General features: G+C 39.0%; 15 protein-coding genes. 7 read left to right on the top strand and 8 right to left on the bottom strand.

Annotated elements, in window-relative coordinates; genetic code table 11:
* Nucleotides 1-64: 64 nt before the first annotated feature.
* The 8 genes from ACTHJT_RS15475 to ACTHJT_RS15440 all read right to left on the bottom strand — a co-directional run bounded on the left by ACTHJT_RS15475 (nucleotide 65) and on the right by ACTHJT_RS15440 (nucleotide 4,751).
* Nucleotides 65-301 (bottom strand): hypothetical protein, encoded by a 237-nt coding sequence (locus ACTHJT_RS15475; RefSeq protein ID WP_440239833.1) that lies wholly within the window; start codon nucleotides 299-301, stop codon nucleotides 65-67.
* Nucleotides 302-318: 17 nt separating this feature from the next.
* Nucleotides 319-639 (bottom strand): ArsR/SmtB family transcription factor, encoded by a 321-nt coding sequence (locus ACTHJT_RS15470; protein ID WP_440239831.1) that lies wholly within the window; start codon nucleotides 637-639, stop codon nucleotides 319-321.
* Nucleotides 636-1,073: an SRPBCC family protein gene (locus ACTHJT_RS15465; protein WP_440239829.1), complete on the bottom strand. Its 438-nt coding sequence runs from the start codon at nucleotides 1,071-1,073 to the stop codon at nucleotides 636-638. The genes ACTHJT_RS15470 and ACTHJT_RS15465 overlap by 4 nt, the downstream gene beginning before the upstream one ends.
* Before the next feature lie 95 nt (nucleotides 1,074-1,168).
* On the bottom strand, nucleotides 1,169-1,582 hold the full coding sequence (locus ACTHJT_RS15460; RefSeq protein ID WP_440239827.1) for an iron chaperone: 414 nt from the start codon (nucleotides 1,580-1,582) through the stop codon (nucleotides 1,169-1,171).
* Nucleotides 1,583-1,620: 38 nt separating this feature from the next.
* The gene (locus tag ACTHJT_RS15455; RefSeq protein WP_440239825.1) at nucleotides 1,621-2,073 is read right to left on the bottom strand and encodes a DUF1569 domain-containing protein; all 453 of its coding nucleotides are present in this window, start codon (nucleotides 2,071-2,073) and stop codon (nucleotides 1,621-1,623) included.
* A 55-nt stretch (nucleotides 2,074-2,128) separates the two neighbouring features.
* Nucleotides 2,129-3,046 (bottom strand): TolB family protein, encoded by a 918-nt coding sequence (locus ACTHJT_RS15450; protein ID WP_440239823.1) that lies wholly within the window; start codon nucleotides 3,044-3,046, stop codon nucleotides 2,129-2,131.
* A 119-nt stretch (nucleotides 3,047-3,165) separates the two neighbouring features.
* On the bottom strand, nucleotides 3,166-3,804 hold the full coding sequence (locus ACTHJT_RS15445; protein ID WP_440239821.1) for a DUF4337 domain-containing protein: 639 nt from the start codon (nucleotides 3,802-3,804) through the stop codon (nucleotides 3,166-3,168).
* 8 nt (nucleotides 3,805-3,812) lie between these two features.
* Entirely contained in the window at nucleotides 3,813-4,751 is a 939-nt protein-coding gene (locus ACTHJT_RS15440; protein WP_440239819.1) for a Ppx/GppA phosphatase family protein, read from the bottom strand.
* Nucleotides 4,752-5,049: 298 nt separating this feature from the next.
* Between ACTHJT_RS15440 and ACTHJT_RS15435 the strand changes: the two genes are divergently transcribed.
* The 7 genes from ACTHJT_RS15435 (at nucleotide 5,050) to ACTHJT_RS15405 (ending at nucleotide 13,566) form a co-directional block, all read left to right on the top strand.
* Nucleotides 5,050-6,063: a homocysteine S-methyltransferase family protein gene (locus tag ACTHJT_RS15435; protein WP_440239817.1), complete on the top strand. Its 1,014-nt coding sequence runs from the start codon at nucleotides 5,050-5,052 to the stop codon at nucleotides 6,061-6,063.
* A 12-nt stretch (nucleotides 6,064-6,075) separates the two neighbouring features.
* Nucleotides 6,076-8,769 carry a methionine synthase gene (gene metH, locus ACTHJT_RS15430; RefSeq protein ID WP_440239815.1) on the top strand — a complete coding sequence of 898 codons (2,694 nt, stop codon included), beginning with the start codon at nucleotides 6,076-6,078 and terminating at the stop codon, nucleotides 8,767-8,769.
* 715 nt (nucleotides 8,770-9,484) lie between these two features.
* Nucleotides 9,485-10,441, top strand: coding sequence for a methylenetetrahydrofolate reductase [NAD(P)H] (gene metF, locus ACTHJT_RS15425; RefSeq protein WP_440239813.1), 957 nt, complete (start codon nucleotides 9,485-9,487; stop codon nucleotides 10,439-10,441).
* Nucleotides 10,442-11,311, top strand: coding sequence for a hydroxymethylglutaryl-CoA lyase (locus ACTHJT_RS15420; RefSeq protein WP_440239811.1), 870 nt, complete (start codon nucleotides 10,442-10,444; stop codon nucleotides 11,309-11,311). It abuts the gene before it with no gap.
* 32 nt (nucleotides 11,312-11,343) lie between these two features.
* Nucleotides 11,344-12,084 (top strand): (Fe-S)-binding protein, encoded by a 741-nt coding sequence (locus tag ACTHJT_RS15415; RefSeq protein ID WP_440239809.1) that lies wholly within the window; start codon nucleotides 11,344-11,346, stop codon nucleotides 12,082-12,084.
* Between the two features lie 47 nt (nucleotides 12,085-12,131).
* Nucleotides 12,132-12,605 (top strand): DUF6495 family protein, encoded by a 474-nt coding sequence (locus ACTHJT_RS15410; RefSeq protein WP_440239807.1) that lies wholly within the window; start codon nucleotides 12,132-12,134, stop codon nucleotides 12,603-12,605.
* Between the two features lie 82 nt (nucleotides 12,606-12,687).
* Nucleotides 12,688-13,566, top strand: a complete 879-nt coding sequence (locus ACTHJT_RS15405; protein ID WP_440239805.1) for a zinc-dependent peptidase — start codon at nucleotides 12,688-12,690, stop codon at nucleotides 13,564-13,566.
* Nucleotides 13,567-13,732: the final 166 nt, after the last annotated feature.

The raw sequence follows: 13,732 nt of genomic DNA, 5'->3' as shown, positions 1-13,732 counted from the left end.
AAAAACGACAATGTGTAAGGGGAGATGCGACAGTATAATTCAATCAGATTAAATTCAAGTAAATTTACTTGATGTCTGCCATTTTCCAGATGTTGTTTATTTTTTTCATATAAATAATTGTTGTGCCATAATATGCGTACTTTTTTGTCTCGGAATTATAGTTCCCCGAATTCATTGTTACGATCGCATGATCTCTGCAGGCTGCAGCAGAATCAGGATTGTTGTATTCTTTGGTTGATCCGCTTTGAGGTAAAGAAAATAGTAATATCGCAATGGTATATATTTTTATGAGATATTTCATAAATCTGAAATTTGAAGTTATTTATTTTTTTTGTTCATCAATGTTTCCAGATTCTTCAGTTTGTTTTTCCAGAAACCATCAAAATAATTGATCCATTCCTGCAGTTCATTAAAGCCTTCCTGGTTCAAGGTGCACACACGCTCCCGACCGATTTCTTCAATAGAAACAAAGCCGGCTGTATGCAACGCTTTTATGTGCTTGGATACTGCCGGCCGGCTCATATCAAAATTTTCTGCCAACGCATTAATAGAGAGATTTTGTTCGGTCAGTAATTCCAGGATATATCGTCTGTTCGGGTCTGCAATTACCTGGAAAATATCTAATGCTTGTTGTGTCATTTTAGATGTTTGTCCATATGCAGGGCAAGCCGAGTCTGGATTTTCTGCCAGCCCTTGTTCATAATTAAATATGATAGCAGGTTCCTGAATCCTGTAAATCCGGTATGTTCCAATAACAGGTCTGTCCCGGTTCCATTTGGTGAGAGCGTCCAGGTTACAATGGAGTCAAGCGTTATCTTGCCTTTTCCGGGTCCGCCTTTCCAGGTATAGGATAGGTGTGTAGTTGGTTGTACTTTTAAAACTTTACAGTAAATCAAGCCATCAAATCCTACTTTCACTTTTGGCTTTGTATTGAACATGAATTCATGGCCCTCAATTGGCTGAAAGTCGCTTTCCATAAGCCATTGAGACAGTAACTCAGGTTTAGTCAGGTAATCCCATACCAACTGCGGAGGATGATTAAAATGCCATTGGTGTCTGATATCGTTTTTCATATAAGTAACTTTTAAGTTACGCAAATATATGTAACTTAAAAGTTACGTAAAAATAATTTCTCATGTATTTTATTACATAAGTTAAATCGCATGAATTATTTCGTTTTTGATTTTTTCGCCTTAACCTTCTTTTGTGCTTTTAATTCGGCATTCAGGAGATCTTCCTTAACTCTGAACAAGGTAATTTCTTTGATCAGTTTAACAGGCAACGGTTTATCCAACGGGAATTGTACTGCGCCTTTTGAATTTCTATAAGCAGCAATCTCATTCTGAAATTCACGAATGCCGGAAGAAGTGGGATAGAAGCCGATATGATTTTTGTAACCGGCGAAATACACCAGCACTGTATGTAATTTAAATGCCGGCATGCCATAGCTGATTACTTCCGTTGCTTTTGGAACTGCTTTCTTAATCGTTGTCCGCATTTGCTCAAGCAGCATCTGCGTATCTTCGGGAAATGTTGAGATATAACTATCAATCGTATCTGGTTTGGATTCGCTTGCTTTCATAAGACAATATTGAATATAAAAGTGGAAATGATTGCGTATTAAACTCCGAACTGAGTCAGATGATGATCCAGGTGTTTATAGAACATATTGTTCCATTCATCTTTAGTAAGCAGACCAAAAGAATGAGATTCTTTTTTGTCAAAATAAGATTCGCCCAATTGCTGGGTTTTGATGATGTGATCAATTAAACGTGTTTTTTCTTTATTGAATTCACGTTCATCCGTAATAATAAAAACAGGAGAAGTCATGATACTTTTCTTATACGGTTTTTCACTCACGACAGCATCTTTAGCTACAAATTTGATAAAAAATTTCATCAGTGGATTAGGTTTCGGATGCTTGTCTTCATACACCAATTCGTATGTAACATTACAATGCGCAAGCATCTTACTCACGGACATTTTTCCCCATGCCGGCTGCGACTCCGGTGTTAATTGGTCAATACGGTTTATTGTTTCCGTTACGATATCCTGGTTAAAAATATTTTTCATGATGTTGAGTTTTGGTTTAATATATAAGATAATACTTATTAGGGGATAGTATATTTTAATCCAATAATTTATAACTCACAAAAGCAAACTTTTTGCTGTCCGGCGACCATGACGGAACATTGATGGTTCCTTGTCCGCCGAATAATTTGGCAATTACTTTCGGCTCTCCGACTTCCAGCGACATTAAACGCAGCATTACATTTTTATTCGCCGGGTGTCCTTCAATATCCGGTTCGTAAGAAACAAATACAATGTATTTACCATCCGGTGAAGGATGTGCGAACCAATCGTTGTAGGTATCAAACGTAACCTGTTCCTGTTCTGAACCATCGGGCTTCATGCGCCAGATTTTCATCTTGCCTGTGCGTACAGAATTAAAATAAATGTATTTGCCATCTGCCGTATAATCAGGTCCGTCATCCAGACCTTTGGCAGTTGTTAAACGCGTCTCTTTGCCGCCGGGAGCTGGTATGGAATAAATATCATACTCACCATTACGTTCGGCGCAATATGCTAAAGTCTTGCCGTCGGGCGACCAGCCATGCCAGTAAGATGGAGCATTGGGTGTGATAAGTTTCGGCGTACCGCCAGTAATTGGTAATGTATAGATCATTGATTTTCCCGATTCCTTTTCATGATGGCTGATAACTAATTGCGTATTGTCCGGAGAAATACCGTGGTCATTATTACATTTCGTGGCAAATCCTGTATTCAGTTTTTCAGGCGTGCCACCGATAGGAGGGATTTTATAGATTTCACCTTTCATATTAAAAAGTAAAAAGCTCCCATCTCTTGACCAGTTAGGGGCTTCAAAGTTTTCATTTGTTTGGTAGATAATGTCACGGCTTCCGGAGTCGATTGTGAAAATCTCTAGTGTACTTTGTACACGTACAACTTCGGCAGTTTGTTCTGAAGAGCTGCATGCAGAAAGCAAACCGATTAGAAGACCAGAGGAAAGAATGCGTATAAACATAAGGTTGCAGGTTAATGCGATATGGTAAAGATATACGATTCGTATAAAAATAAAAACGGCTGTTAATGATTATCAACAGCCGTTTTCTTAAAACTCAGAACATAAAACTTTGAACCTCATTAAGCCATCGCCTGCATATAGGCATGAACGGTAAAGTATGTACCGGCAATGCCCATTGCGATCATCAGCCAGAAGAATATTTTACGTGTTGATGCTTCCTGCAATACCAGACTGATTGCACCAAAGACAATACAGATCTGGAGGAAAAGGCTTGAAAGGTCAAACAGGTCACCGGCTGCGCCAAGTTTATCTGCTTCTTCTTCCCATTGTTTGGCACCGATGGTAGTTCCTTTTTCGCCCGTTTTTTCGTCTTTTAATGTCCACTTATCTTTTTCAATATTCACAGAACCTTTCAGGATTTCGTCTTTTTCAAGTTCATAACGCTTGATCTGTTTTGCTTTCTGTACCTTAAAAGAGTCAACAACATTTTTATGTTCTTCTTTGATTGAATTCGTTTTTTCTAACGTAGAAAGCAGATCCAGCTGACCTTCATACAATGTTTCTTTAATGCTTTTTGCCTGGTACCAGTTATACATCTTTGTCTGGTTGTTATGGGCGATCATTTCATCATCACCATATCTGCCGGCACCAAGGTCATTAATGGCTAGAACTGCAGCAAAAACAGCAATGACCACACCAATGAATAATTCAAGGTTTTTGGATGCCTTGTTTTCAACTTCGTTTTCTTCAGAACTCATAAGGGGAATTATTTTTGATATTTATTTACGTTGCGTATACTATCCAAATCAGTAATGTGTAGATGCTTGTTTCTTTCATACAACATCAGCATGAGACCATCTTTCAGACCTACTTCCGGTACAACCATCTGTTTTGCTTTGGCAAATTCCATGACACTGGTATAGATCTCAGATGCCGGAATAATGACATCGGCACGGTCACTGTTCAACATCAATACATTGATCCTGTCTTCGTAGCTGTACTGTGAAACGTTGTGCTGAACTTCTTCAATACGCTTCAGTGAAATGATACGTTTGTCTTTTTTAGGTTTGTCTGCTGTACCCAATTCAAAAATTTTACCGATGTTACCCCCGGTACCTATTGCAGTTACGGGCTTGGGTAGTTTGTCAATATTGTTTTTAACCCATTGTTTCATTTCTTCCCATTCTTCAGGAGCATCCAGTCCCTGTAGCCTTCTTACAGAACCAATCTTGAATGAACGGGCTGCTATTTTTTTTCTGTTTACAAACAGGTTTAATTCTGTACTACCACCACCAACATCTATGTGAATATAAGAACTATCGTCAAGTTCATTATGTAAAACTGTATTGATCAGTTCTGCTTCTTTATCACCATCAATGATGTTGATGTCAACACCAACCAGGCCTTTTACTTTCAGCACAATGTCCCTGCCGTTTTTAGATTCACGCATGGCCGAAGTTGCCGAGATCATGTAATCATCTACTTCATACAATTCAAAAAGATTTTTGAATGTTTGTATGAGTTTGATGAACTTCATTTCTTTTTCCGCTGATATCATTCCAAGACGGAATACATCTTCTCCTAAACGCAAGGGGAAACGTACGTATTCCATTTTTTTGAACATTATCATGCCGTTATATTCCAGGATTTTGCTTACCTGGAAACGAATGGCGTTGGAGCCGATATCAACTGCAGCAAGTTTCACGTAGTAGTGTTTTAAGTATTCGTCTGGTTACCAAAAATACACAGTTCACACATCTTTTGAAAGTTATTTATTTTCTTTATCATAATTCATTTTTCGTAATAAGCAGTTCTGCTGCGATCATTCCGGTGTAACTGGAGCATCCTGAAACATGCTGTAATGGATTGAATACTATGTATTTGAAATTATTCTCTGTGCGATTTTGTTATGCACGTATGTATGAAGTTTCAAGTAAATGAGTTGTCTTTCAGCCAGCAAGTGTGTAGGTTTGTATTTGAGGCTCTTAGAAGAAAGGAAAGCAATGAATAAGGCAGATATAAAAAGCGAATTGACCAAACGGATTCTGATTCTGGATGGTGCAATGGGAACGATGATCCAACGCTATAGTTTGGACGAAAATGATTTCAGAAATGAAAAGCTGAATGACCATGCACATCCTTTAAAAGGTAATAATGATTTGTTAAGCTTTACTCGCGCTGATGTGATTAAAGCGATACATACCCAGTATTTAGAAGCAGGTGCTGATATTATTGAAACCAATACATTCAGTGGTACCACCATTGCGCAGGCGGATTATAAACTGGAACACATGGTTCATGATATCAATTATTACGGTGCAAAAGTTGCGCGTGAAGCAGTTGACGAATTCATGAGAAAAGATCCTTCACGTCCCCGCTTTGTTGCCGGAGCAATGGGGCCAACAAACCGTACAGCTTCTATCTCGCCGGATGTAAACGATCCCGGATACCGTGCCGTTACGTTTGATGAATTGGCTAAAGCTTATAAAGAACAGGCTGTCAGTTTGATCGAAGGCGGAGCAGATTTGTTGCTGATCGAAACAATTTTCGATACGCTGAATTCAAAAGCGGCTCTCTATGCGATCATGGAATTGTTTGAGGAAACAGGCAAGGAAATTCCGGTAATGGTTTCTGCAACCATTACTGATGCCAGCGGTCGTACCTTATCCGGACAGACAACAGAAGCATTTCTAATCTCTGTATCACATGCGCCGTTGTTGTCCGTTGGTTTGAACTGCGCGTTGGGAGCAAAAGAATTGAGACCATACCTGCAGGTATTGGCGAAGGAAGCACCATTTTTTGTAAGCGCATATCCGAATGCCGGATTGCCGAATGAGTTCGGTCAATATGATCAGACTCCTGCGCAAATGGCTGAACAGGTGAAAATCTTCCTGGAAGAAAACCTGGTGAATATTCTTGGCGGTTGCTGCGGAAGTACACCTGATCACATCAAAGCATTGGCAGATCTGGCTGCAACATTCCAGCCACGAACATTAGAAGAAACAGTAGTAGCGTAGTAAGTAGCGATAATGAATTATAAAATCGGTAAGTTAAAATTAAGTGGACTTGAACCACTGGTTGTAGATAAAGATTCAGTCTTTGTAAATATAGGTGAAAGAACCAATGTTACCGGTTCTGCCAAGTTTTTACGACTGATCAAAGAAAATAAATACGAGGAAGCGATTGAAATCGCTCTTGACCAGGTACGCGGCGGTGCTCAGGTAATCGACGTGAACATGGATGAAGGGATGCTTGATAGTGAAGCTGCGATGGTTCGTTACCTGAATTTGCTGGCATCAGAACCGGAGATCTCCCGTGTTCCGGTAATGGTAGATTCTTCTAAATGGCATGTGATCGAAGCTGGTCTGAAATGTATCCAGGGAAAAGGGATTGTAAACTCAATCAGCTTAAAAGCCGGGGAAGAAGAATTCCTAATGCAGGCACGTAAAATACAGAAATACGGAGCTGCCGTTGTTGTCATGGCGTTTGATGAAGCCGGACAAGCAGACACATACGAACGAAGGATTACGATCTGTGAGCGTTCCTATCGCTTGCTGGTTGATAAACTGAATTTTAATCCGAATGATATAATTTTTGATCCGAATATTTTTCCGGTAGCAACAGGTATTGAAGAGCACAGGAATTATGCGCTTGATTTCTTTAAAGCTACCCGCTGGATTCGCGAAAACCTGCCTGGTGCTCATGTCAGCGGCGGGGTAAGTAACGTTTCCTTCTCTTTCAGAGGAAATAACGCAGTGCGCGAAGCCATGCATTCGGTGTTTTTATATTATGCCATCAAAGAAGGTATGGATATGGGAATTGTAAACCCTGCCATGCTTGAAGTATATGAAAACATTCCGAAGGACTTACTGGAGCGTGTTGAAGACGTACTCCTGAACAGAAGAGATGATGCAACGGAACGTTTGCTTGAATATGCAGACAGTGTGAAAGGTGTTGATAAAGTTCAAGTGAAAGATCTCGAATGGCGCAAAGGGACTGTTGAAGAGCGTCTGACTTATGCATTGGTAAAAGGTGAGATTGAATTCATTGATGCGGATACAGAAGAAGCCCGGATCAAATATGAAATACCGCTGAAAGTGATCGAAGGTCCGTTGATGGCAGGTATGAATGTAGTAGGGGACTTATTTGGCGAAGGAAAAATGTTCCTGCCGCAGGTCGTAAAGAGTGCCCGGGTTATGAAAAAATCCGTAGCCTACCTGATGCCATTTCTGGAAGCTGAAAAAGCTAAAAATGGTGACCAGCGTAATGCCGGTAAAATATTGATGGCAACAGTAAAAGGCGATGTGCATGATATCGGAAAAAATATTGTTGGCGTTGTATTAGCCTGCAATAACTATGACATTATTGATGCAGGTGTAATGGTGCCGGCAGAAAAAATTCTTGAAATTGCAAAGCGTGAAAACGTTGACATCATAGGACTTTCAGGTTTGATTACACCTTCTCTGGATGAAATGGTACATGTTGCCAAGGAAATGGAACGTGAAGGATTTAAAATTCCATTATTGATTGGTGGTGCAACAACATCACGCATCCATACAGCTGTAAAAATTGATCCAAATTACAGCGGAGCCGTAGTGCACGTACTGGACGCCTCTAAAGGTGTACCGGTTGCCAGTAAATTACTGAGTGATGAGGGCAGTGCGGCTTTTGTAAAAGAGATGAAAGCTGAATATGCGCAGGTGCGTGAAGATTATGCGAATAAGCGCGAAGACAAAAATTATGTAACGTATAAAGAAGCCTGTGCAAATAAATATACCATTGATTGGGATACTGCTGCAATTGCTGCTCCAAAACAGCTTGGTAATTATTCATTGAATGATTTTTCTTTATCTGAATTACGCGAATACATAGACTGGACACCTTTTTTTCAGACCTGGATGCTGAAAGGAAAGTATCCGAAGATTCTTAAAGATCCTGTTATTGGTACAGAAGCAACAAAATTGTTTGAAGATGCTAATGCCATGCTGGATAAGATTGTAACGGAGAAATGGCTTACTGCAAACGGCGTATATGGATTGTATCCGGCTGCCGTTGTAAACGATGATACAGTAGAAGTGTATGCAGATGAAACGCGTTCAAATGTGTTGAAGAGGTTTCATTTCCTGCGTCAGCAAGGCAAGAAAGGAAAAGATGTACCGAATATTTCATTGGCTGATTTTATTGCACCGAAAGAATCCGGCAAAAAGGATTACATGGGTATGTTCGCAGTAACAACAGGTATCGGCATTGAAAAACATCTGGAACGTTTCGAAAAAGATCATGATGATTACAACAGCATTATGCTGAAGGCAGTTGCTGATAGACTGGCAGAAGCATTTGCAGAATGTTTGCATGCGAAAGTACGTAAAGAATTCTGGGGCTATGCAGCCAATGAAAATTTGGATAACGAAGCATTGATTAAAGAAGAATATGCGGGCATTCGTCCGGCACCTGGTTATCCTGCATGCCCGGATCATACAGAAAAACCGGATCTGTTTGCGCTGTTGGATGCGACTAATAAAACTGGGATTATCCTGACTGAAAGTATGGCTATGTATCCAGCATCTTCAGTTTCAGGATTTTATTTTGCGAATGCAGAGGCTAAATATTTTGGTTTGGGTAAGGTGGGAAAAGACCAGGTTGAGGCATATTCCAGCCGGAAAAATATGAATCTTTCAACCATGGAAAAGTGGCTGGCGCCGAATTTAAATTACGATATTTGAAAATAATTCAATATTTTGAATTTTATCCCTGTTCTTTATCAAGGACAGGGATTTCTTTTTTTAATCAGAAAAAGAAACAAAGTGAGGTCATTTTGCCGGATAAAATATTGGAAAAATACAATATGTATAAAATGCACATCCGGATTTTTCCCTTCAAGTTGAAAATAAATAATCTCTTCTTACAATCGCCTGTAAATTAAAAAGTTGAATGGTATTCTTATTTGTAAAATTGTATTAATTTAAGGAAGTATTATATAATTTATATATATAAATAAACACACTTCGAGGAAAAATAATCGTGTTTTATTGCTATTGGGGGCTTTTTTAGTTAATTTAGTTTTACAATTCCTCCTAGAATTGATCATACGCAAATAGTGGTTAATTCATTTTTGTAATTAAATAAACATATTTGCTTGACTAAAGTTAAAAATTCTATCGTTGCCCAACGGTAGAATTTTTTTTTATACATGCAGATAATTTTTGAATTTCATTTTTGAAAAAATATTTGTCAAGTACAAAATGTTGATAACATATATCTGAATATATCAAACAATTTTTCTCCGAACAAAATATGGAATGATGTGATTGATGTTTCGTTCATGGCTATGTTCAACATAGGTACTATTCATTGAATTTCTTTCGTAAGGAATAATAAAGCGTGCATGGGAATCCCTTTGTTTTATGTATTTTTGTAGGATTACAAATTACATAATAAATGAAGGTTACTGAGCATATAGAGAAAGCGAAAGGCAAAACATTATTTTCAATTGAGATACTTCCGCCGCTTAAGGGGCAAAATATACAATCTATTTTTGATGCTATTGATCCTTTGATGGAATTTAAGCCACCATTTATTGATGTTACGTATCACAGAGAGGATTATCAGATAAAAGAACGTGCTGATGGCACGAAGGAAAAGATCACGGTTCGTAAACGTCCGGGTACAGTTGGTATCTGTGCGGCCATTATGAATCGTTTTAAAGTGGATGCAGTGCCTCATTTGATCTGTGGTGGCTTCAACAAACAGGAAACGGAGGATGCTTTGATTGATCTGCAGTTCTTAGGCATTGATAATGTGTTGGCTTTACGTGGGGATCCGATCAAATTTGAAGGAAGTTTTGTTGCAAAACCAGGTGGATATAATTATGCCAGCGAATTGGTTTCACAAATCAACGATATGAATAAAGGGATTTATGTGGAAGAAGATTTATCAAACGCAACCCCTACCAATTTTTGTGTAGGAGTGGCAGCGTATCCTGAAATGCATATGGATGCAGCTTCCATGGAAGTGGATATGAAGAATCTGAAACATAAAGTTGCTTGTGGTAGCGATTACATCGTGACACAGATGTTCTTCGACAATAAAAAATACCTGGATTTTGTTTCGAATTGTAGAAAGAACGGAATCAATATTCCGATTATACCTGGCATTAAACCATTGACTACTAAAAGACAACTTCAGATTTTACCAAAGATCTTTCATTTGGTAATTCCGGAAGCATTGGTAAAAGAAGTTGAAAAATGTAAGGACGATGAGCAGGTTCGTCAGGTGGGTATTGAATGGGCCATTCAGCAGTCAAAAGAATTGATGCAGGCAGGTACGCCTGTGTTGCATTATTATTCTATGGGTAAATCTGATACCGTTAAATCAATTGCATCGAAAGTATTTTAAATGGCAGGTGTTGAGTCACATATAAAGCTTATTGAATGTCCGAGGGATGCCATGCAGGGTATTACGACTTTTATTCCAACGGAAGTAAAAGCGAAATACATAAATACCTTGTTGCGTGCAGGTTTTCATACCATTGATTTTGGGAGCTTTGTTTCTCCTAAAGCCATTCCTCAGATGAGGGATACAGCTGATGTACTTGACCTGCTGCAGTTGGATGGCCCGCGTGCAGCTTTATTGTCGATCATTGCAAATGAACGGGGAGCGGAACAAGCGTTAACCTATCCGGAAATTGATTACCTGGGATTTCCACTCTCGCTTTCTGAAACCTTTCAGCAAAAGAATACAAACAAAAGTATTGATGAGGCGATGAAATCCGTAGATGCGATACAGCATTTATGCATTCGTCATAATAAAAACCTGATTGTTTATTTATCCATGGGTTTTGGTAATCCTTATGGAGAAGCGTACAATCCATCTACAGTTATTGAGTTTGTTAAAAAACTGGATCAGCTGGAAATCACAACGATCTCTTTGTCTGATACCATTGGTAGCTCAGAACCGGAATTAATTAAAAGCTTATTTAAAGATCTGTTGCCTTCATTCCCCCATATTGAATTTGGCGCACATTTCCATTCACGCCCGGAAACAGCACGTTTGAAAATTCAGGCAGCACTGGATGCCGGTTGTAAACGGATCGATTCTACCATTATGGGGATCGGTGGTTGTCCGATGGCTAAAGATGAGCTGGTAGGCAATATTAATACCGAAGTTCTATTGGATGAACTTACAGAACGCTCTATTCCAACAGGTATTCAACTGCCGGTATTCCGGGATGCGTTAAAGCAAGCCTCAGAAATATTTATGAAATAACGGCAGAACGCCTGCACCTAACATACACATTGATGAAGTCTAAAAAAATAATCGTTGATATTTTTATTCCTTGTTTTGTAGATCAATTGTACCCTGAAACCGGCTTTAATATGGTGAAGATATTAGAGCGTTTAGGATGTGAGGTGCATTATAACCCTAATCAGACCTGCTGCGGGCAGCCGGCGTTTAACGCGGGTTTCTTTGATGAGGCAAAAGATGTGGCGGTTAAATTCCTGAAAGATTTCTCAACACCCAATCGGTATGTTGTTTCTCCATCGGCATCCTGTGTAGGCATGGTATGTAACAGTTATAGCCGTTTATTTGATTCAACTTCCTATGTGCTGGATTATAAACGTGTAAAACAAAATACATATGAGTTTACAGAGTTTCTTACGAAAGTACTTGGAGTTACCTCAGTACCCGGAGCTGTGCTGGATGCAAAAGTAACTTATCATGATTCATGCAGCGGATTGAGGGAATGTAAGATCAAGGAAGGTCCGCGTGCGTTGTTAACCAGCGTGAAAGGACTTGAACTGGTTGAATTAAAAGATAATGAAACCTGCTGTGGCTTTGGGGGGACCTTCGCAGTAAAATTCGAACCTATTTCTGTAGGTATGGCAGAACAGAAAGTAATGAATGCGCTGGATACAGGCGCTTCCGTTATTGTTTCAACAGATGTGTCATGCCTGATGCACCTGGAAGGCTATATCAAACATAAAAATCTTCCGATTAAGACCATGCATATCTGCGATGTGCTTGCCAGCGGTTTATAAATTTCAATAGTAACTATCTCATTACGCATCATAATTTTCTTCCGTATATGCCCAAATACCGTTTGTTGACTTTGGATGAGCTTACAGAACTTGAAAAAGAGTTTGTTGAATACCTTGTGTTAAACGGAATTACGGCGGAAGATTGGGTGAAGATAAAAGAGAACGACAAAGAGGATGCTCAACGGCTTATTGAATTATTTAGCGATGTAGTGTTTGAAGGTATTCTGCGGAAAGTAAATTATCTGGAATACCGCGCTGAAAATTTTGTTCATGCGTTTCAATGTCTGCAGGACAAGCTGGTACTGGTTGCCATGGAGTCTGAAGATGAAGAAGCAAACGTGAATTTTTTAGATAGTGCTTTTATACAGGAAGCCACTGTTAATCCCCCGGATAAATTAATTGTACGTACGACCTCAAAACCTTATTCTAAAGTCCGTGAGCTGGAACTTTTTAATATGATTCAGGCAGGCTGTACCATTTCGGACGGAGGGCTGTTCAAGGCTTTGTGTTTGAAGTTGTAAAAATTTATATTCCTCGAACAGTTGATTCTTGGATGAGTTATAAATACAAACCGTTTGAATAACTATAATTTTTATAATTGGTATGTCTCGTTTTTTTGCAACAACGATCTTAGTAGGCTCAATTCATTTTAATAGCCATGCAAGATATTATGGAGGGCGTGATCCACACCAGTACCCCACGTATGTTTGGTATATAGCTGTTTTGCTTCCATTTGTATTGACTGCTTTTGTTACGATTTATTATTATTGTAAAGTCCATGAATATAAATTCTGGAAACTTTGGTTGTATACCCAAAACTTAAATGATGAGCGACAGGAAATACTGAAAGAGAAGTTTCCTTATTACAAAAAGCTTTCTCAAAATGCCAGACATGAATTCAGGAAGCGTGTACATCATTTCTTAATTAATAAGGAATTTATTTATTATGATGGTATTGAAGTTACAGAGGAAATGAAGGTGATGATCGCTGCTACTTCTATTCAACTATTGTTTGGCAGAGAAGCATATTATTTATCATGCTTTGATAAAATTAACATTACGGCAACCGATGTGACAGACCCGAATACTTTTGGCCACGCAAAACAAATTGACATTTGCTGGGAAACGTTTGCTGCAGGTTATTCATCCATGACAGATGGTTATAATCCTGGATTGAAAATCATGGCCATGGCATTGAGCCTGGAATATCAATTCAGTCAAACGGGAATTTTCAATCGCCAAACATTTAAAACATTTGATAATTTATACAAGGTACAGGCTGAAAAGTATATACAAAGCGGCAAGTCAAAATATAAAAACTATAACCAGGTAGACAGGGATGAGTACTTTGCTGTTGCTGTTGAATATTTTTTTGAACGACCTGAACATTTTAATGCCCATCAACCGGAAATGTATCTGGCGCTGTCAAAGCTTTTAAGACAGGACCCGCTGGGAATGTATAAGTATAAGAAAATGGAGTAGGGTATCTGTTTTAAGACTTGAAGCGATGCCTAAGAAATTATGTATGTAAACCTTAAAACGCCCTGTTCACACTCAGCACCCATCTGAAATCGCCGTAATTTGTTCCTTCAACCGGAGCATTGATCCATAAAGGGAAGTCAGCGCGGATCACAAGAGGCGTGATGTC

It is taken from the genome of Cytophaga sp. (assembly GCF_051961495.1).
In the GTDB taxonomy this organism is placed as follows: Bacteria; Bacteroidota; Bacteroidia; order Cytophagales; family Cytophagaceae; genus Cytophaga.
Note: the sequence above shows the minus strand (reverse complement) of the source record. Positions and strands in the feature narration are given on the sequence as shown.

Excerpts from the sequence above, each read along its gene's own strand:
- ACTHJT_RS15475 (WP_440239833.1), bottom strand. The coding sequence starts at position 301 with ATGAAATATCTCATAAAAATATATACCATTGCGATATTACTATTTTCT.
- ACTHJT_RS15470 (WP_440239831.1), bottom strand. The coding sequence starts at position 639 with ATGACACAACAAGCATTAGATATTTTCCAGGTAATTGCAGACCCGAAC.
- ACTHJT_RS15465 (WP_440239829.1), bottom strand. The coding sequence starts at position 1,073 with ATGAAAAACGATATCAGACACCAATGGCATTTTAATCATCCTCCGCAG.
- ACTHJT_RS15460 (WP_440239827.1), bottom strand. The coding sequence starts at position 1,582 with ATGAAAGCAAGCGAATCCAAACCAGATACGATTGATAGTTATATCTCA.
- ACTHJT_RS15455 (WP_440239825.1), bottom strand. The coding sequence starts at position 2,073 with ATGAAAAATATTTTTAACCAGGATATCGTAACGGAAACAATAAACCGT.
- ACTHJT_RS15450 (WP_440239823.1), bottom strand. The coding sequence starts at position 3,046 with ATGTTTATACGCATTCTTTCCTCTGGTCTTCTAATCGGTTTGCTTTCT.
- ACTHJT_RS15445 (WP_440239821.1), bottom strand. The coding sequence starts at position 3,804 with ATGAGTTCTGAAGAAAACGAAGTTGAAAACAAGGCATCCAAAAACCTT.
- ACTHJT_RS15435 (WP_440239817.1), top strand. The coding sequence starts at position 5,050 with ATGAATAAGGCAGATATAAAAAGCGAATTGACCAAACGGATTCTGATT.
- metH (WP_440239815.1), top strand. The coding sequence starts at position 6,076 with ATGAATTATAAAATCGGTAAGTTAAAATTAAGTGGACTTGAACCACTG.
- metF (WP_440239813.1), top strand. The coding sequence starts at position 9,485 with ATGAAGGTTACTGAGCATATAGAGAAAGCGAAAGGCAAAACATTATTT.
- ACTHJT_RS15420 (WP_440239811.1), top strand. The coding sequence starts at position 10,442 with ATGGCAGGTGTTGAGTCACATATAAAGCTTATTGAATGTCCGAGGGAT.
- ACTHJT_RS15415 (WP_440239809.1), top strand. The coding sequence starts at position 11,344 with ATGAAGTCTAAAAAAATAATCGTTGATATTTTTATTCCTTGTTTTGTA.
- ACTHJT_RS15410 (WP_440239807.1), top strand. The coding sequence starts at position 12,132 with ATGCCCAAATACCGTTTGTTGACTTTGGATGAGCTTACAGAACTTGAA.
- ACTHJT_RS15405 (WP_440239805.1), top strand. The coding sequence starts at position 12,688 with ATGTCTCGTTTTTTTGCAACAACGATCTTAGTAGGCTCAATTCATTTT.